We start from the raw sequence: 19,824 nt of genomic DNA on the forward strand, positions 1-19,824 counted from the left end.
GGCGCGGATGATTTTTCTTTTACAACATCAAATTGTCTATTAACTTCCTGACCTACACGGCGACATGAAGTATAGAAAGAATTTTAAAAAAACAAGGCCAGATGTCCTTTCAAACTGGAGAACCTCGATGAGCGGTGTTGCACCTGTTGATTTGCGAGAAGTTCGCAAGCAGGATTTACATCACGTATGGCATCCTTTGATGCAATATGAGGGTAAGAGCGAAGACGATTTGCTCGTTATTGTGTCGGCGGATGGGTGTGAGATCACGGATTCGGATGGGAAAACTTATCTCGATGCGTATGGCGGGATATGGAATGTCAATGTGGGGTATGGTCGGGATGAGATTGTCGAAGCTGTGTATGAACAGATGAAAACACTCCCGTTTTATCCCATGACGCAGATCAATGTGCCCGCGGCGCGACTCGCTGCGCGGTTGGCGGAATTGTCACCGGGCGATCTCAACCATTTCTTTTTTGTCAATAGCGGTTCAGAGGCTAATGAGACCGCTATTAAAGTTGCGAGACAATACGGCAGGGCGACGCATCCGGGCGAAAGCCGCTTTAAAATTATCTGCCGGTATAAGGGCTATCACGGCTTTACGATGGGGGCTATGTCTGCGACCGGTCAGGTGAGGCGACGCGCGCCGTTTGAACCCCTGGCACCGGGATTTATCCACGTTGAGTTGCCCACTGACGATGCCCATGGGGCGGACGAGATCGCGCGGGTTATCGAACGTGAAGGTCCCGATACGGTCGCGGCGGTTCTTGCAGAACCCGTTGTTGGTGGTGGCGGCGTGCTTGTCCCGCCAGATGATTATTTTCCCGCTCTGCGCGATGTGTGCGACCACTATGGGTGTTTGCTGATGTTTGACGAGGTGATTACTGGTTTTGGGCGCACCGGGAAATTGTTCGCTGCCGAGCACTGGGGTGTTGTGCCCGATGTGATGACGATTGCCAAGGGTGTGTCGAGCGGGTACCTGCCGCTGGGTGCATGCGCTGTTACCGAAAAGGTCTGGTCGGCATTTCTGGGAGGGGCGGATGAGGGAAAAGAATTTGCTCAGGTTTCCACGTATGGCGGTCATCCGGCATGTTGTGCTGCGGCGCTGGCAAATCTCGAAATTCTGACCCGGGAACGGCTGTGGGAAAATTCGGAGACTGTGGGTGCGTACTTGTTGGCGCGGCTCAAAGAACTGTCATCGCCTTTGATCAAAGAAGTTAGAGGTCTGGGGCTTATGCTCGCAGTTGAGCTTCAAAATGAAGATGGGACGGAACTGGATAGCGAGAGGACGAAAAAGTTTGGCAGTGCGCTTCGAGACGCGGGTGTGATTACCGGGAAGATGAGTCATGTTATGGTCGGGTCTGAGCCTGTATTTACACTGGCGCCACCCCTGATTTTAACGGAGGAGCAAGCCGACCGAGTAGCAGGTGCGTTTGTGACTGCGCTTCGGGCTATAAGTTGAGTTGATAAATTCGCGGGCTGTTTAGATTTTTCGCCCCTGCGATCACCACCGGAGTACGCATGCACCTGAGTTGGATTGACTATGCCATCGTTCTCGTCTATGTCGGCGGCACCATCGTCGCTGGCACGTTGGCGCGCGGTGCCATCAAGGGCATCTCCGACTTCCTCGTCGCTGGCCGCGGTCTCAAAATCCACATGGCCGTCGCCACTATGGTCTCAACGGGTCTCGGGCTGGTTACGGTCATGTACATGGCCGAGGAGGGCTTTAAATACGGCTTTGTGCCCTTCGTCTTTGGCCTCATGGCGCTGATTACCACCGTGATCATCGGCCGCACGGGCTTCATCGTCAGCCGCCTGCGCCATTTGCAGGTGATGACCGTGCCCGAATTCTACGAACTCAAGTACACGCGCGGCGTGCGCTTGCTCGGCGGTATCATCCTCACTCTCGCCGGCACCCTCAACATGGGGCTTTTTCCCATCCTCGGCAGCAAGTTCGTCGTCGGCTTCACCGGCCTCGACAAGGAATACGTCAACTACGTCATGATCGGCATGTTGCTCATCGTCGTCTTCTACACGCTGATGGGCGGCATGGTCTCGGTGGTGCTGACGGACTTCGCTCAGTTCGTGCTGCTGGCGCTGGGGTTTTTCTTCGGCACGTATGTCATTCTCAATCATCCGCAACTCGGCTGGGACAACCTCGTCCAGGCCGTGCAAATCCACAAAGGTGATATCGGCTTTGACCCCATAGCCAATCCCGGCTACGGCATCTCAATGATCTTATTTCTATTCTGCGTCGGCCTGGTCGGCGTGGTCTGGCAACCCGAAATGATGCGGCCGCTGAGTGCCGAAAGCCCCAAGGTGGCCCGCCGCGTGTTCTGGATTTCTTCTGCCACAGTTATGGGGCGGGCGATGGTGCCGATGTTTTGGGGCATCGCGGCACTGGCCTATTTTGGCAATCCCGAACTCGACCCCCACTACGCCATGCCCGAAATGCTCGGCAAAATCCTGCCCATAGGCATCGCTGGCCTGCTCATGGCCGGGATGTTCGCGGCCTTCATGTCCACCCACGACAGCTATCTGCTGGCCTGGAGTGGCGTCATCGTCCGCGATGTGGTTTCGCCGATCAAGGCCATGCTCGCCAAGTCGAGCGGCGAGCGCGAAGCAGACGGAACCTGGGGCGGGCTATCGAGCGAGCGCGAGATCTACTGGACCCGGGCTATCGTCGTCATCCTCGCTGCCTTCTTGGCCATTTTCGGCGCGCTCTACCAGCTTCCCGAGACGGCCTTCCGATTTATGTACGTCACCGGCAGTATCTACTTCTCCGGCTGCGTCGGCACCGTGGCCCTGGGACTGTACTGGAAAAAGGCCAATACTCCAGGTGCGTACTGCGCCTTGATCTTAGGCGCACTGGTGCCGCTCAACTTCCTGATTATGACCGAAAACCAGCACCTGGTGCCCGAATTTTTGTTGCCACTGGTCGAAAACTCCAACCTCGTCGGAATTACCAGCCTGGCTCTGGGCGGCCTCGCCATGCTGGTCGTCGCCTCGCTCACGCAGCGCTCGCACCCGCCGCGTCCTTTAGACTTTAGCAACATGGAGTAGTGCAATGGACGTCGAAACCTGGAAAGTCTTCTGGCAATTCGTCTTTATCGCCGCTAGCGTCCTCTTTTACGGCATTGTCATCGCCGTCGCCTGCAAAGGCTTTGGCGATGTGGTCCAGATGATCCGCAACATGGCTGCTGGCCGCGGGGCCAGCGAATCCGCCTCAGACTCCCAGCACGAATGACGCAGCGCATATACTGGCGTTGCGCTAATTCAATCAAGGAAACCTCAATGATCAATGCGACCTTATGCTATGTCAAAAATGAGAATAAGACGCTGATGCTGCACCGAGTGAAAAAGGAAAATGACATACACGAGGGCAAATGGAATGGCCTGGGTGGCAAGATGGAAGCGGGCGAGACGCCTGAGGAATGCGTGATTCGAGAGGTGCGCGAAGAGAGTGGTCTGCAGATTCAAAATCCCTCTTTACGAGGTGTGCTCACGTTTCCAAAATTTGATGGGATTAATGACTGGTTGGCTTTTGTGTTTACTGCGGAGAGGTTCACGGGTGAGTTGATCGACTCGAGTGAAGGTGTCCTGAAATGGATTGACGACTCAGAACTGCTCGATCTCAACCTTTGGGAAGGCGATAAAATTTTTCTGAAGTGGTTACACCAGGATGCGTTTTTTTCGGGTAAATTTACGTATGAAAACAAGCGGTTGATCGATCACGATGTTGTGTTTCACACATTTATTTAACTTCTTCTAAAACCCGCCGCAGATAAGCCGCATCTTCTTTTGCCCATGCTTCCAAATTTGGAGGCGTTGTTTGCGCGTAACCTACTTGGCGGATTATGGTTTCATCGAATTTGTATTCGGTGTGGACGGATAAGGGTCCGTCAAATCCCATTTCGTGCAATAACCCCAGGCAGCGATGCCAATCTACGCATCCTTCGCCAGCTTTTGTGAAGCAGGGACGATAGCGCGGTATTTGACCTTCCGGTTGCGGTAGATAATACGCATCTTTAATGCCCACGACTGAGATATAATCCCGAATCATCGCCAATCCCATTGCCCAGTCTTCTCCATCCAGTGCCAGATGTCCGAAATCGGGGTATGCGCCCATGTATTGCGGGGCAAAACCTTTAATGAGGTGCATCAATCCTGCGCAGTTGCTTCCCAGACAAGGCCCGCTGTGAATCTGATAGCAGGTCTGTACGCCGTATTTTTCACTCAGGACCACAATTTTTGCCAGGTCTCTTCGCGCTGCATCTACAACTTGCCAGTAATCATCGCCGGGCTGATATTTCCAGAATCCGATTTTGAGACGGGGTATTTCGGCTTCGGCGCAGGCGGTATAGTAATTTTCTATTTCTGGTGAGTCTGGATCTACGAGTGTCACGGGCGCGGTGACCATAGGGCAGATCAGGTCCTGACTGCGCCAGACTTCGGCTGCTTTGGGCAACACTTCAATTACATTGTCTGCGTGAATGGGATGGCCCGGACGCACGCACAGGTCAATGCCGTCATAGCCCAGTTCTATCGCTTTTTCGCCCAGTTCAGGCACAGAATACTGGGCAAAAAATTTGGAGTTGATAATGAGTTCCATTTGAATGGTTCCTTATTCTATATGGGGAAATCGTACGTTTCATCTCCCAGGCCGTATGGCTCAAGGGAGATTTTGAGGATCCGCCTTGAGGGCCAGAGAGGCGCGATGGTCGTATCTCAGAACCAGTTTGATTTCTGACCACTGACCCATTATACTGCTTATGCGGTGTATTCGGTAGTTAAAACGACATGGAGAAAATGAAATGAAGACCCTGAACACAAAAGAAGTCGAAGCATTTAGAGAGCAGGGATACCACATTGCACAGGGCGTGTTTGATGGAGATGAGATTGCGCGTTTGCGTGAGGGGTATGACTATATTCTCGAACTGGCAGCGCGGACAGATCTTTCCGATGCAATTCTTCAGGGCAAAGGCCGCGAGGTGCATATTCACTTGCAGACGCCCAGACCGATGGTTGGCACAAAGGCTGTTCCGTATCTGCGAAAAGTCCAGTGGCCGTCTCTCATTCACCCCGCGTTTGAGGAGATTCGGAATAGTGCGAAGTTTCCCGCGCTGTTAAAGCCGTTGATCGGAATGTCGTTGAAGCAGTATATCAATCAGATTAATTTCAAGATGCCCGGGGGAGATATTCACTTTCCATGGCATCAGGATATTCGCCCCACGCCAGCGTTTCGCGATCAGGTGAATAATTATGTGCAGACCATTATTGTGGTGGATGAGGCAACGATTGCCAATGGCTGTTTACACGTTGTGCCCGGCAGTCACAGATTGGGAAATTTGAAGGTGACGCGGTATGCAAAAGGAGAAGTCGAAGATCAGGTGGATATATCATCGGCTGTGCCGTGTGAGGCAATGCCGGGTGATGTGGTGATGTTCACGTCTTATACGGTTCACGGTTCGGTACCAAATACGACGGATAAGCCGCGGCGTTCGTATATCAATGGATTTGTCCGCGCTTCGGCGTGTGATGTGGGAAAGTGGGCATTTCTGGACGGGAAACCCGTTCCGATTACGAGTGACCGCGATTATCACGAGATTCGCTATGGGGCTGCCGGTTAAATAAAGAGAGGTTCACAATGCGTACAGCAAAAGCTGGTTGGGCGCAGTTTGATTCAACGCCGTCACTGGGGCTGCCAATGGGTGGGCGCGGTCCGCGGTTTTCACCCGGGTCTGAGGTGCTCGATCCTCTGGCCGCGCAGGCGGTTGTTATTGAAGATCAAAAGGGCTATCGCACGGTCTGGATTTCGATTGATATGATTGGGATGACATGGCATGTGACGAGTCGCTTGCGCTGTGAGTTGGCTTCGATAACGGGTATTCCTTTTGAAGCGATTGTTGTCAATTTTTCACATACGCACAGCGGTCCCATGTCCGGGTTTGAGGGATATGCTACGACCGTGGCTAAGCCAGCAGAACTCGAGGCTTATGAAACTGGTTTGCTGTCTCGCACAGTGAAAATGGTGATCGAAGCTATCGAGAATATGCGAGAGGTTTCTGTTTGTGTGCATCGCGGTACGTCTGAGATTGGGATTAACAGGCGCAGGCGGGGGGCCGATGGCAGTATGGGGATGAGGCCGAATCCAGATGGATATATGAATCGGGATCTCTGGGTGCTCGATCTCGTCGCGGAAGATGGACGTTGTGTGGTGTTTAACTATGGATGCCATCCGGTGATGGTTTACGGTTTTGCGTGGGATGGCATTTCTGCTGATTTTCCCGGGGTGTGTCGCAATCGATTGGTCGAATCTCTCAAACCGAATACCCACGCGCAGTTTATTCAGGGGCTTGCTGGCAATATTCGACCGCGCCGCCTCGCGGGTGCAGATGCGTTTCGCAAATCAACGCCAGAGGATGTTGTTGTGACGGGTGGTCAACTCGCGGATGATGTGCTCGCGGCTATGGATGCGGACGGTGAATTGCTGGAATTGGATCTCAATTGCGTTTCGGGATTTGCGCTGGCGCCGCGCGACCAGGATGCGATTCCGCCTCTTACCCACTGGGAAGCACTTGTCAAAAGCGAGGCAGAACTCGAACAAAATCTGGGTGCGTACTGGGTCGAGCGTTTGGGGTCTGGCATACCGCCTGCGCGTTTTTTTCCCTGGGCGGTTGGTCTTATTCGCCTGACGGGGGAACACACCATCGCGTGGCTTGGCAACGAAGTTGTTGCCGAGTGGCTTCCCTTGTTGAGGACTTATCTCAATGATCCGAATCTCATTGCCTGGGGATATTGTCAGGATGGGCGCAATTACATGCCGACAGACGCGCTTATTCCCGAGGGTGGGTACGAGGTGGTCAGCGCGAATGCCTATACCAAAGCCGGTCCCGGTCCTTTTCAGATTGGTATTAACGAGGTGATCGAGAAGACATTTCTCGAACTGGCCGAAAGGCTGTAATGGTTAGTTTTGAGTAGATCGTCTGCCCCGTCCGCGACGGCGCTGTTCACGCCATCGCTGGTATGCTTCTTCGTCGAATGTGATAACGGGGATCTCACCCTGCCAGGCCTCGGCAATGATGGGCATGATGCGCTGTGTCGCCAATTGGAAATCCCGTCCAAAAGGTCTCGGGTTTGGAAACCATTTCCAGAGGAGAGTGCCCACTATACGCGGTTCGTTTTCAATGACTTCGAGCGCGACGCGCCAGCACATTTCCTGTAAGGGGCGTGCGCCATCGTCATCCACGCGATAGGTCCAGGGTTCTGATGCGGCTTTATAAGATTGGTTGTATCCCAATTCGGTAAATACGATGTTGCGATCCATTTTTTTGGCATAAGTTCGCAATTCTTTTAGCAGACGATCCCATCCATTGCGGAGGTCGGCCTCTGTGGGATTTTGATTTTTTGTTATCGGGAAATAGCTCTGAATACCGATCGCATCCAGGGCGTCCCAGAATGGCACGCGCGTGTAATCCGTCCAATTCGCCGCATAGGTGATCTGTCCTTTATATATTTTTCGGACATCTGCTATCAGGGCACGCCATTCGGCTTCGTGATGCAGGGTTTTGTCCAATTCTGTTCCTATGACAAATGCATCGGCGTCTTTGCAGGCTTCTACCACAGCCAAAATCCAGGCGCGGTAATCTGCCCAAAAGCGCGTCCATTCTTCCTCAGAGCGAAATGCAATTTCGCCCCGCCACTCAAATCCCGACCGCCAGTATGCCAGATGGGGCTTGATGCAAATTTTCAATCCCCGTTTGTGGGCTTCTACAATTGGTCTCGTCCAGTGTGCGGGAGCCAATTCACTGGCTCCTTCAAACCGCCTCACTCTGACCGATCCATCCTGCGAAATGCCCGCGTAGGGATGGGTCGCCACCCAGTTTGCTCCCAGAATTTCAATATCCCGCAGCGTTGAAACCATTTCGTCACTCGCCCAATCTCGCCCACCTCCGTGCGTTGAAATCGTAATTCCCCGCATGGGTGTATTATCGTCAAATGCATGGGGTTCAAACGCAGTAAATAAGCCGAATAATAGAATGATGCAATAACGAGACATGATGGCCTTTCATTTATGCAAAAAGGCGCAGTACAAACTGCGCCCTCCTGTGGTCTGATTCGTTTTTATCCTGCTCATCCTTAAATCCTGCCCATCCTGATCCGATTTACGGCAGATCGGTTGATCCCATGAGGTAGCGGTCAGCTTCGCGGGCAGCGCCGCGCCCTTCTGCAAAGGCAAAGACAACGAGGCTCATGCCCCGGCGCACATCGCCTGCGACAAAGAGGCCGGGAATTTTAGTGGTGAATTCGCCTTCGACAGCTTTGGCGTTGGAGCGTTCGTCGCGTTCGAGTTCGAGTTCGTCGAGAATGGTATCTTCGGGACCGAGCCAGCCCATGGATAGGAAGACGAGATCTGCAGGCCATTCTTTTTCTGTACCGGGCACTTCGCGGAATGGCGCGCCATTTTCTGCGGGTACCCATTCCACTTGCATGGTTTTCAATGCTTTGAGCGTGCCGTTTTCATCGCCGATAAATTCCGTGGTGCTGATGAGATATTCACGCGGATCTCTGCCAAAAATGGCGGCGGCTTCCTCCTGCCCATAGTCCGTTTTGAAAATGAGCGGCATTTGAGGCCAGGGGTTGCTGTCGGTGCGCGTTTTGGGCGGCTCGGGAATAATATCGAACTGGTACAGACTTTTGCAGCCGTGGCGCATTGCCGTGCCCACGCAGTCGGTTCCCGTATCCCCTCCGCCGAGCACGATAACGTGTTTGTCTTTGGCGTATATATAATTGCCGTCTTCATGGTTGGAGTCGAGCAGGCTTTTGGTGTTTTTGTGCAAATACTCAATGGCCTGATGCACGCCGTTGAGTTCGCGGCCTTTGATGGGAAGGTCGCGGGGTTTGAGTGCGCCGATGCAGAGCACGACCGCGTCGTATTCATTGAGGAGATCTTTTGCTGGCAGGTCTGTGCCAATTTCTGTATTGGTGATAAACTCGATGCCCGATTCGATCATGAGGTCAATGCGGCGTTGCACAACTTCTTTTTTGTCGAGCTTCATGTTGGGGATACCGTACATGAGCAATCCGCCAATGCGGTCAGAGCGCTCGTACACGGTGACTTTGTGACCGGCTTTGTTGAGTTGTGCTGCACAAGAGAGGCCTGCTGGTCCTGACCCTACGACAGCTACGCGCTTGCCCGTGCGCTTGTCGGGTATATCGGGTGTGACCCAGCCTTCTTCCCAACCTTTGTCGATGATGGAGACTTCGATGTTTTTGATGGTGACGGCGGGTTCTGTCATGCCCAGCACGCAGGAACCCTCGCAGGGAGCAGGACAGACGCGACCCGTAAATTCGGGAAAGTTGTTGGTCTTATGCAAGCGGTCGAGAGCTTCTTTCCATAGACCGCGATACACGAGATCATTCCATTCGGGGATGAGGTTGTTGATGGGACATCCAGAAGGAAAGGGCGTGGATTCGGGCAGGCGCACACCGGTGTGGCAAAAAGGTATGCCACAGTCCATACACCGCGCACCTTGCTCCTGAAGCTTTTCATCGGGGTGATGATGGTGGAATTCTTTCCAGTCTGCGATGCGCTGTGCGGGGTCTCTATCGGCCGGAAGTTCTCGCTGAAATTCCATGAATCCGGTCGGTTTTCCCATAGGTGCTCCTTTTCTCAAGCTTCAACTTCTACGCCGCGACGGAATGCTTCAAGCCATGCATCTTCGCCTTTCAAGCCCTCTTGTTGCGCGGTTTCATAAGCTGTGAGAATGCGCTTGTAGGGTTTCGGGAAGACTTTGACAAATTTGGGCAACATGTCATCCCAATGGACGAGGATGTGTTGCGCTACGCTGCTCTCGGTGTAGTCGGCGTGTTTGGTGATCATGCTTTTGAGTTCTTCAATGTCTTCGTCGTTTTGGACGGGTTCGAGATCGACGAGTTCGGGATTGCAGCGTATGTGGAAATCGCCGTCTTCGTCGAGCACATAAGCAATACCACCGGACATGCCAGCGGCAAAGTTGCGCCCGGTTTTGCCTAAAATGACGGCCATCCCACCTGTCATATACTCGCAACCGTGATCGCCAACGCCTTCGACGACTGCGCTAACGCCCGAGTTTCTCACGCAGAAACGTTCGCCTGCCTGACCGCGGATGAAGGCTTGCCCATTGGTTGCACCGTAGAAGGATACATTGCCGATGATGATGTTGTCTTCGGCTTTGAAGGTGGATCCCTCGCGCGGATAGACAATCAGTTTGCTGCCGCACAGTCCTTTGCCAAAGTAGTCATTGGCGTCGCCTTCGAGGCGGAAGGTGATGCCCGGCGGCGTAAAGGCTGCAAAAGATTGTCCGGCCGATCCCTCAAAGGTGATGTCAATGGTGTCTTCTGGCAGGCCATCGGGACCAAATCTGCGCGTGACTTCACTGCCGAGAATGGTGCCGACCACGCGGTTGGTATTTTTGATGTCGAATTTTGCGCGCACTTTGCTACCATCCTTGAGGGCGGGTTCGCAAAGGTCGAGAAGGATCTGGTTATCCATCGCATTTTCAAGGCCGTGATCCTGGTCGATCTGGCAATAACGACCAATGTCGGGATCGGCGTCTGGTTTTTCGAGAATGGGAGACAGGTCCAGAGATTTCGCTTTCCAGTGATCGGTTTTTGCCTGGCGGAGCAGGTCAGTGCGACCGATGAGTTCATCGATGGTGCGCACGCCGAGTTGCGCCATTATTTCGCGCATGTCCTGTGCGATGAAACGCAAGAAGTTGACGACCTGGTCGGGGTCACCCATGAACTTTTTGCGCAGTTCGGGATGTTGTGTGGCCACACCCACAGGACAGGTGTCGAGGTGGCAAACGCGCATCATGATACAACCCATGGCGACGAGTGCGGTGGTTGCAAATCCAAATTCTTCGGCACCGAGCAGGGCGGCAATAATCACATCGCGTCCGGTTTTGAGTTGTCCGTCGGTTTCGACTACGATGCGAGATCTCAAGTTGTTGAGCACCAGAGTCTGGTGGGTCTCGGCAACGCCGAGTTCCCAGGGCAGGCCGGCGTGTTTGATACTGGTTTGCGGCGATGCGCCGGTGCCGCCATCGAGGCCTGAGATGAGCACCACATCGCCGTGGCCTTTGGATACACCCGCCGCGACGATGCCGACATTGATTTCTGCGACGAGTTTGACGTTAATCCTGGCATGGTGGTTGGCGTTTTTGAGATCGTGAATGAGTTGCGCCAGATCTTCGATGGAGTAAATATCGTGATGCGGCGGCGGTGAAATGAGTTCTACACCCGGCGTGGAGTGCCGAACCGTGGCAATCCACGGATACACTTTATTGCCGGGCAATTCGCCGCCTTCGCCTGGCTTGGCGCCTTGCGCCATTTTGATCTGCAATTCTTTGGCATTGACCAGATAATTGCTGGTGACGCCAAAGCGTCCAGAAGCCACTTGTTTGATGGCGCTATTTTTGGAATCGCCGTTGGGTTCGAGAGTATAACGCGCCGGGTCTTCGCCGCCTTCGCCAGTGTTGCTTTTGCCTCCGAGACGGTTCATGGCAATGGCGAGTGCTTCGTGCGCTTCTTTGGATATTGATCCGTAGGACATGGCGCCAGACTTAAAGCGTCTGGTGATTGCATCGGCGGATTCAACTTCGTCGATGGGAATCGGTTCGCTGGCATAGTTGAAGTCCAGGAGGCCACGCAAGGTCGCCAGATTTTTTGCCTGTTGATTGATGAGAGTGGCGTATTCTTTGTACACTTCGTAATCGTTGGTGCGCGTGGCGTGCTGGAGCTTGTGAATTGTAAGGGGGTTAAAAAGGTGATATTCCCCGCCCTGGCGCCACTGAAAATGCCCGCCGACATCGAGGGTGCTGCCGTTGACTGAAATTTGGGGATACGCATCGCGATGCCGCATCAGAGCTTCTCGGGCAATGACATTGAGGCCAATGCCGTCTATGCGGGAATCCGTCCAGGTAAAGTATTGGTCAATGACGTTTTTTGAAATGCCAACTGCTTCAAAAATTTGAGCACCCCGATAGGACTTGATGGTGGAGATGCCCATTTTGGCCATGACTTTGACTACGCCTTTGGTCGCGGATTTGACATATCCTTTGACCGCATCGCGGTAGGCGATATCGGTCAATTGCTTTTCGGCGATCATGTCGGCGAGGCTTTCATAAGCCATATAGGGATTGATCGCTTGAGCGCCGTAGCCGATGAGCAAGCAGAAGTGATGCACTTCTCTGGGTTCACCTGTTTCGAGGGCAATCCCGGTTTTGGTGCGCGTACCTTCTCGGATGAGGTGGTGGTGGAGACCGCTCATGGCCAGGAGCGCGGGAATGGGAGCGTGGTCGTTGTCAACACCGCGGTCTGAAAGAATGAGTATGGTATAACCGTTTTCAATGGCTTTGTCGGCTTCTGCACACAATCTGTGCATGGCCTTTTCGAGTCCGGCCTCGCTATCGGCCGCGTCAAAGAGCATGGAAATAGTGGTGGCTTTGAGGCCCGGTCGATCAACGCTGCGCAATTGCTGGAGTTCTTCATTGGTCAAAACGGGCGTATCGAGATGAATTTGCCTGCAACTTTCGGGTTCGGGAATGAGCAGATTGCGCTCGGGACCAATGGTGGCATCGGCCGAGGTGATGACCTCTTCTTTGAGGGGATCAAGAGGCGGATTGGTCACCTGGGCAAAGAGCTGTTTGAAGTAGTTGTAGAGCAGGTGGGATTTGTTGGATAATACTGCCAATGGCGCGTCATTGCCCATTGATCCGACGGGATCGCGCCCGATTTTAGACATGGGACCAACAAATATTTTGAGGTCTTCAAATGTGTACCCAAAAGCCTGTTGCCGCGTGAGTATTTCGGCGTGATTTGTGGGAGGTGCAATGGGTGCGACTGCGGGCAGGTTTTTGAGCGAAATGAGATGGTCGTCGAGCCACTGCTGGTAGGGATACTCGGAGACCATTGACTGTTTGACTTCGTCGTCGGAAATGATACGGCCCTTTTGGGTATCGACGAGAAGGATGCGGCCAGGTTGCAATCGACCTTTGTAAGCGATGCGCTCGGGCTCTAAGTCGCAGACACCCGCTTCAGAACTGAGGATGAGCAGGTCGTCCTTGGTGACGTAATAACGCGAAGGGCGCAAGCCATTGCGGTCGAGGCAAGCACCCACGATTTCGCCATCGGTAAAGCCAATAGAAGCGGGACCATCCCACGGTTCCATCAGACAGGAATGGTATTCGTAGAAGGCTCGCCTTTCGGGGGTCATGCTCTCGTGATTTTCCCAGGGTTCGGGAATCATCATGACGGCTGCGTGCGCCATTGAGCGACCGGATAGAGACAGAAATTCAAAGCAGTTGTCGAAAATTGCGGAATCTGACCCGTCTTCGTAGAGGATGGGGAATATTTTTTCTATGTCGTCACCCCAAAGCTCTGAAGCCAGCATGGCCTGTCGGGTTTTCATCCAGTTTTGATTCCCGCGCAGGGTGTTGATTTCGCCGTTGTGAATGAGGTAGCGATAGGGGTGCGACCGTTCCCAGGAGGGAAATGTGTTGGTGGAAAATCGGGAATGCACGAGCACAATCGCGGCTTCCATGCGGTGATCTTGCAGTTCGGGATAAAATTCGGGTACCTGCATGGGGGTGAGCATGCCTTTGTACACAATGGTGCGCGATGACAAACTGGGGATGTAAAAATTTTCGTCGTGTCCGGTATAGCGAATCGTATTGGTGGCGCGCTTGCGAATGACGTAGAGCTTGCGTTCAAATGCCATTGGGTCTGGCAAGTCGGCACTGCGACCAATAAAAATTTGCCACACAACGGGTTCACAGGACCTGGAGGTGAGGCCCAGATAGAAGTTGTCGGTGGGCACTTTGCGCCAGCCGAGGACTTCCTGGCCTTCTTCCTGGACAATATCCTCAATGATTTGACGCGTTTTTTGGCGGATGGATCGATCTTCGTCATCGGTCATAAAAATCATGCCGATACCGTATTGACCGGGGTCTGGCAGATCAATGTCGATTCCCTTGCAGGTGTGTTTGAAGAAACCGTGTGGAATTTGCATCAAAACACCAGCGCCGTCGCCCGTGTTGTCTTCGGCGCCGCGCGCCCCCCGGTGGTCGAGACAGACGAGGGATTCAAGAGCCATTTTGACGATCTGGTTGGATTTTTCGCCTTTGATATTCACGACAAATCCAATGCCACAGGCGTCGCGTTCGTATTTGGGGTTGTAGAGTCCGTGCTTGCGAGGATATGCCATAAAAAATGTTCCTTAATTACATGGCGCGAAAATGCCAGAACCGCGATCCGGCCCTGGCATTTGAAAACCGGTTGTTTTGTTAGATGCTATTCAAAGGCGACTGCATTGATTTCGATGTATTCCAACCATTCGTCTGGTGTATCTTCTTCGGCGAAGATCGCTTCAACCGGGCATTCGGGTTCACAGGCTCCGCAGTCAATGCATTCTTCGGGGTGAATATAGAGCATGTTGCGACGTTCATCTTCAGGCAAATCGGTTGCATCGGGTTCGTAGATGCAGTCCACCGGACAGACTTCCACACAGGCCTTGTCCATAACATCAATGCATGGCTCGGCGATGATATAGGCCATTTTTATTTTTCCTTTCCTTTGCTATTGTTCCAACTCATCCAGAGTTGACTTTGCCAAATATACTTATTTGGTTGGCTTTGTCAAGTATTGTAAGTTAAAATTATGATTGCAGGTCCACAAAAGAAGATTTTTTTACTTTTCAGGACAGATTTTTGAGGAGTTTTGCAACAGACCAATCGCCCTCTGTGCGAATGTCCAGGGTGAATCGTTGTCTGGCATCTTTTCTGTGTTCAGCAGCCACCTCTGAACCATTGTAAAGCTGGTGCAAAAACGCCTGGAGATCGTCATTTATGGCGTTGTGTGTATTTTCGGTGTTGGGGGCATTGAGGCGATCGTTGAGGATAATTCTGAGTTCATTTCCCCGAAAAGTGACCGCTTCTTCTGTTTCAAGACGCTGGCAGATTGCACAGGCCGCGCGAACCGCTGAAGACAAGTGCTGTGCAAAATTATCTCCGTTGGATTGCTTGCGGTTGTAGAGCAGACCGCGTTTTGCGTCCGTGTCGTCAATGCTGATGTCGTATTCGTGACCGATTAGCAGCGTCACGGGACCATTGGGTACGTGACTGTAATCGGCTGCATCGAGCAGCACATCGGACCCATTGTGTGCTGAAATCCAGTTGTTGAAGGTTTTGAACCAGGTCTCAGGCGCGATATTGTGCCCCTGATCGAGATAAAATTTGACGCTGATTTTATGGGTTGGCATAATTACCTTTCAAACCACATTCATTTGACCATAACAGGCATAGGCTTCTTCGATGAAGAGTTGGGCTTCTTCGACGACCTGATGGGCAATGTCGCGGGAGTATTCGGCGACTTCCTCTTCGTGAACGCGGAAGAGATAATTGGCAAATTTTGCGCCGGCAAACTGGTTGTAGAACAACTCGGTATCGCAAAAGCGCGTGCGAAATTCTTCGACGATGACATCGGCATCTTCTGGTACGTCGAGAAACTGCGTTTTGACCAGTGCTTTGGCGGCGTGCAACATCGCGCCGAAAGCCGTTTTGTACGCAGCTTCGTAGTCGCCTTCCTCCAGGTAAATCTGCGATTCAAAGGATTCGGTCTCGCAGCCGGATAGTTCAAATTGCACCAGTGAAACCACTTCGCCAGCGCATTCGCCTTTGCCCATATCGCCGATGGTAAATTCGCGTGTATCGCCCCAGTCCGTATAGTAGGAGGGGTCTATTTCGTGCATGGGAACCTGCGTGAGGCCCTGAAGCAGGTCTTTGACGTCTTTTTTTCCGATGCGCTGAATATAGGCCTGGAAGCTTTCGTCTTTTTCGCGGTTTTCAACATAATTGTCGGTGATGCGTTCGATGACGGCCGGAATATTTTTGGAGGGAATAGCGCCCATGGCCAGGCCGTAAGAGGCCGCATTTTCGGTCCATTGTCCGCCGAGTACGACCTGGAAGTGCGGTACGGTATAACCATTGATTTTTCGGCTGTTGCCGTAAAAACCGAGATCGGCTACGTGGTGTTGTCCGCAGGAGTTAAAACACCCGCTGATTTTGATGCGGAAGTTTTTGATGGCGTCGTCGAGTTGGAGATTCTGTTGTGCCAATTGCGTTCGCAACTCTGCAGCGAGACCGCGCGATGAGGAGATGCCCAATTTGCAGGTGTCGGTGCCCGGGCAGGCGGTGACATCGACGATGGTACCAGCTCCCGGTTCGGCCAATCCCAGTTCACAAAGGTCATTGTAGAGTGAAACGACATCGGATTCGCTGACCCATCGAAGGATGATGTTTTGCTCGACGGTGGCGCGAATGGTGTCTTTGACGTATTTGCGTGCGATATCGGCCAGGTCTCGCATCTGATCGGATGTGATATCTCCCAGAGGCAGACATATTGTTGCGACCACATAGCCTTCTTGTCGCTGTTTGTAGATGTTGGTTTCTGCCCAGGCATCAAACGCTTCGGGGCGCGCAACCCCATTGAGGGGAGCTGCGATTTTGAGGGGTTCTTCACTGTAGCTATCCAGGTCGTTGAGATAGGCTGTCCACGCGGGATCTTCGGGCAGGATTTTGCGTTCTTCTTCGACAAGGCGACTAAATTCTTCGATACCGAGCTTGGCGACGAGGAATTTGATGCGCGCACGGGCGCGATTTGTTTTTTCACCCAGGCGGGCAAAAACGCGGCATATTGCCTGCGCTGTGGGCAAGAGTTCTTCGGGGGACAGAAATTCCGAGTAGAGTTTGGCCTGGTGAGGCACGGCTCCTAAGCCGCCGCCGACGTAGGTTTCGAACCCGCGCTTGCCGTCTTTGATGCGCGCGATCATGCCCATGTCGTGCATGCTGGTCAAACCGCATGCTTCCTGGGCGCATCCGGAAAAGGCGATTTTGAATTTGCGACCAAAGTCCTGACAGTCGGGGTGCCCGAGGAGGAATTGGGCGAGGGCATGTGAATACGGCGTGACATCGAATGTTTCGGTGTGACACACGCCCGAAAGCGGGCAGGCCGTGACATTGCGGATGGAGTTTCCGCAGGCTTCTCGGGTGGTAATGCCCACGGCGGCGAGACGGCGCATAAGGTCGGGTGTGTCTTCGATGTGTACGTAGTGGATTTGAATATCCTGGCGCGTGGTGATGTGCAAAATGCCGTCAGAATATTCTTCGGCTATGTCGGCCAACACATCCATTTGATCGGTGGTCAGGCCGCCATAAGGGATTTTGATGCGCTGCATACCCGGCGCATCCCAGACCGTGTCCGGCCCTTTGAGGAGGTCGCCGCTGGGATAGTTGAGTGGTTTGGTTACCAGACCGTCAAAGCGTTGCCCATTGTCGTAACGCTGGCCGTAAACACCGCGGCGAAGACGGGTTTCTGCAAAGACGCGGTCGTCAATTTGTCCCTGTTTTTTTTGTTCGATCTGCGCTTCAAATGTATCGATTTCAGCACTTAGATCTTCCGGGATTAAATCGCGCAATTCTTCTTTCCAATTTGTGGCCATAATATATCACCTGTAGCGGAGATTGTTGATTGAACAGGATTAAAAAGTAAGTTTGAAACTTAGTGTATTATGAGGATTTGTCAAGGGTAAAAGGCGAAAGGTGAAAGGTATTATCCCCCGATTTGATACATTTCGATTTTGCGAGTTGCAGGGGTGTGTTCAGAGCGGATTTCGGAGTAGCGATCCGTCCTGTGATGCCATATCTGGATGATCTGGTCTCGGAGGTCGGCGTTGGACGCGCCTTGTCGCAAGGCATCGCGCAAGTCTGTTCCCTCTGAGGTGAAGAGACAGGTATAGACTTTGCCGTCGGTGGATAAGCGGGCGCGCGTGCAGTCGCCGCAAAAGGGCTGCGTGACAGAGGCGATGACGCCGATTTCACCACCGCCATCAAGATAGCGATAGCGTTTTGCGACTTCGCCTGTGTAGTTGGGGTCAAGGGGCTCGAGGGGTAAGACGGTGTGAATGCGGTCGATAATTTCTGCGGCGGGCAAGATCTGGTCCATGTTCCAGTTGTTGCGAGTGCCCACGTCCATAAACTCGATGAATCGCAGGATGTGTCCCGTGTTGTGGAAGTGTTGGGCAAGGTCGATAACGAGGTGATCGTTTATGCCTTTTTGAACGACTGCGTTGATTTTTATGGCTTGAAAGCCCGCTTTTTCAGCAGCGCGGATGCCTTCGAGTACGCGTTCGGTGCCATGGGTGCGACCGCTCATGAGATTAAAGGTCTGGTCGTCAATCGCGTCAAGGCTCACGGTGAGGCGGTGCAGGCCGGCGTTTTTGAGGCTCTGTGCTTTGGTGCCGAGGAGGTAGCCATTGGTGGTGAGGGTGAGATCTTGTACACCGTTGATCTGTGATAGTTTGGCGATGAGGGTTTCGAGGTCTCGGCGCAGGAGGGGTTCACCGCCGGTGACGCGGATTTTTGTGACGCCGAGATCGACGAAGATCCTGGCGAGGCGGGCGATTTCTTCAAAGGTGAGGATTTCTGCTTTGGGAAGAAATTCGTACTTTTCGCCAAAAATCTCGGCGGGCATGCAATAGGGGCAGCGGAAGTTGCATTTGTCGGTGACCGAAATACGCAGGTCGCGGATGGGGCGTTGCAATGTGTCGAGGAGGTCGGACATGGGAATTAAAAATTAAAAATTAAAAATTGATCATGATTCGGCAAGGGCTAAAAATAGTCGCTTAGAATTTTAAGATTGTCCACACGGGCACGTGATCCGAAGCAAAGTCGCCGCGTGTGGTATAGACGATTTCGTCACCGGAAAAGCGGATGCGCGAGCGGGTTCCCTTCACGGCTTCGGCGTGGGTGAAAATGCCCGATGATTGGACGTGATTCTTCAGGTTTTGGGATACGAGGATTTGGTCGAAAAGGATTGCTTTGACTTTGACGTCTCGGGCAAAATTGTGGGGTTTGTCCCGCCATTTGTTGTTTTCTGCGCGTGCACCTGAGACCATAGGATCAAAGAGATCACTTTCGATTTTGTCATAGAGATAGTTGTATCCATACGAGCAATAATTCGAATCTAACAGGCTCTCGGATGTGTTGTAGAGAAATGCATCGGGTACCTGGTCGATTCCGGGAAACGCGTCGGGATTGCCGGATTCGAGAATGTTGAGCGAGCGATCGTCGGGGTTGTCGTTGAAGTCGCCGAGCAATACAATATGGTCGTATTTTACGCGGCTGGTGAGATAGCGCATGGTCATGGTCGCGCTGGCTTCTCGGCGCGCGTTGGTTTTGGCGCGACCACCCGATCGCGATTTGGCGTGATGAACCAGAATAATCAAGCGGCGGCCATATCCTTCGACATAGGCCTGGAGGAGATCGCGTTTTCGGGGAAATGCCTGGTCGTGTACTTTTTCTGGAAAGACCATTTTGAGGTCGGTAATTTCAAATGGGTCGCGTACGGCTATGGCGAGTTCCTGGCGTTCTTCGGGATCATCGAGCATGCCAATGGTATAGTGGTCGGGCAATATGCGCTCGAGGGCGGATTTTGATTGGATTTCCTGGAAGCCGATGATGTCCGCATCGAGTTTGTTTATGACTGTTTGCAGGCGCTCCTGGCGCGCATTGGAAATCCCATCGTCGAGCCAATAGATATTGTAAGTCGCAATTTTGATCTCGGCGGGCTGTGGGCCACACGCAAAAAATAGAAGCAGTATCAGAAAGGCGAGATATGTCATCCGTACATGTTTTTGCATGTAAATCTCCATATAGAAGGGCTATCTGTCCAATAATATACACGATTGGTAAAAAAATAAAAGGGCGACGGTATAAACCGCCGCCCCTT

Annotated in this window: 14 protein-coding genes and 1 pseudogene; 6 read left to right on the plus strand and 9 right to left on the minus strand. The window is 52.7% G+C overall.

Annotation, left to right across the window (positions count from 1 at the left end):
• Positions 1–127: 127 nt before the first annotated feature.
• Genes OXH16_11860 through OXH16_11875 form a run of 4 tightly spaced genes read left to right on the plus strand, consistent with a single transcriptional unit; the run spans position 128 to position 3,759 of the window.
• On the plus strand, positions 128–1,459 hold the full coding sequence (locus OXH16_11860; GenBank protein ID MCY3682087.1) for an aminotransferase class III-fold pyridoxal phosphate-dependent enzyme: 1,332 nt from the start codon (positions 128–130) through the stop codon (positions 1,457–1,459).
• Between the two features lie 59 nt (positions 1,460–1,518).
• Positions 1,519–3,060: a sodium:solute symporter family protein gene (locus OXH16_11865; protein ID MCY3682088.1), complete on the plus strand. Its 1,542-nt coding sequence runs from the start codon at positions 1,519–1,521 to the stop codon at positions 3,058–3,060.
• Positions 3,061–3,064: 4 nt separating this feature from the next.
• On the plus strand, positions 3,065–3,244 hold the full coding sequence (locus OXH16_11870; GenBank protein ID MCY3682089.1) for a hypothetical protein: 180 nt from the start codon (positions 3,065–3,067) through the stop codon (positions 3,242–3,244).
• 47 nt (positions 3,245–3,291) lie between these two features.
• Entirely contained in the window at positions 3,292–3,759 is a 468-nt protein-coding gene (locus tag OXH16_11875) for an 8-oxo-dGTP diphosphatase (GenBank protein ID MCY3682090.1), read from the plus strand.
• Here OXH16_11875 and OXH16_11880 read toward each other — a convergent pair.
• Positions 3,752–4,609 (minus strand): sugar phosphate isomerase/epimerase, encoded by an 858-nt coding sequence (locus OXH16_11880; protein ID MCY3682091.1) that lies wholly within the window; start codon positions 4,607–4,609, stop codon positions 3,752–3,754. The genes OXH16_11875 and OXH16_11880 overlap by 8 nt on opposite strands.
• 202 nt (positions 4,610–4,811) lie before the next feature.
• Between OXH16_11880 and OXH16_11885 the strand changes: the two genes are divergently transcribed.
• Both OXH16_11885 and OXH16_11890 read left to right on the plus strand, forming a co-directional pair.
• Entirely contained in the window at positions 4,812–5,627 is an 816-nt protein-coding gene (locus OXH16_11885; protein ID MCY3682092.1) for a phytanoyl-CoA dioxygenase family protein, read from the plus strand.
• Positions 5,628–5,644: 17 nt separating this feature from the next.
• Positions 5,645–6,961: a hypothetical protein gene (locus tag OXH16_11890; protein MCY3682093.1), complete on the plus strand. Its 1,317-nt coding sequence runs from the start codon at positions 5,645–5,647 to the stop codon at positions 6,959–6,961.
• 3 nt (positions 6,962–6,964) lie between these two features.
• On the opposite strand, the gene OXH16_11895 is transcribed toward OXH16_11890, so the two are convergent.
• The 8 genes and pseudogenes from OXH16_11895 to OXH16_11930 all read right to left on the minus strand — a co-directional run bounded on the left by OXH16_11895 (position 6,965) and on the right by OXH16_11930 (position 19,735).
• Positions 6,965–8,056 carry a hypothetical protein gene (locus tag OXH16_11895; GenBank protein MCY3682094.1) on the minus strand — a complete coding sequence of 364 codons (1,092 nt, stop codon included), beginning with the start codon at positions 8,054–8,056 and terminating at the stop codon, positions 6,965–6,967.
• Positions 8,057–8,162: 106 nt separating this feature from the next.
• Positions 8,163–9,656 (minus strand): glutamate synthase subunit beta, encoded by a 1,494-nt coding sequence (locus OXH16_11900; protein ID MCY3682095.1) that lies wholly within the window; start codon positions 9,654–9,656, stop codon positions 8,163–8,165.
• Positions 9,657–9,670: 14 nt separating this feature from the next.
• Positions 9,671–14,245, minus strand: a complete 4,575-nt coding sequence (gene gltB / locus OXH16_11905) for a glutamate synthase large subunit (protein MCY3682096.1) — start codon at positions 14,243–14,245, stop codon at positions 9,671–9,673.
• An 89-nt stretch (positions 14,246–14,334) separates the two neighbouring features.
• Positions 14,335–14,595: pseudogene (locus tag OXH16_11910) on the minus strand (ferredoxin family protein).
• 139 nt (positions 14,596–14,734) lie between these two features.
• Positions 14,735–15,298 (minus strand): hypothetical protein, encoded by a 564-nt coding sequence (locus tag OXH16_11915; GenBank protein ID MCY3682097.1) that lies wholly within the window; start codon positions 15,296–15,298, stop codon positions 14,735–14,737.
• A gap of 9 nt (positions 15,299–15,307) precedes the next feature.
• The gene (locus OXH16_11920; protein ID MCY3682098.1) at positions 15,308–17,536 is read right to left on the minus strand and encodes a nitrite/sulfite reductase; all 2,229 of its coding nucleotides are present in this window, start codon (positions 17,534–17,536) and stop codon (positions 15,308–15,310) included.
• A 110-nt stretch (positions 17,537–17,646) separates the two neighbouring features.
• On the minus strand, positions 17,647–18,657 hold the full coding sequence (gene moaA, locus OXH16_11925) for a GTP 3',8-cyclase MoaA (protein MCY3682099.1): 1,011 nt from the start codon (positions 18,655–18,657) through the stop codon (positions 17,647–17,649).
• Between the two features lie 61 nt (positions 18,658–18,718).
• Positions 18,719–19,735, minus strand: a complete 1,017-nt coding sequence (locus OXH16_11930; protein MCY3682100.1) for an endonuclease/exonuclease/phosphatase family protein — start codon at positions 19,733–19,735, stop codon at positions 18,719–18,721.
• Between the last annotated feature and the right edge of the window lie 89 nt (positions 19,736–19,824).

The organism is Gemmatimonadota bacterium (genome assembly GCA_026705765.1).
In the GTDB taxonomy this organism is placed as follows: domain Bacteria; phylum Latescibacterota; class UBA2968; order UBA2968; family UBA2968; genus VXRD01.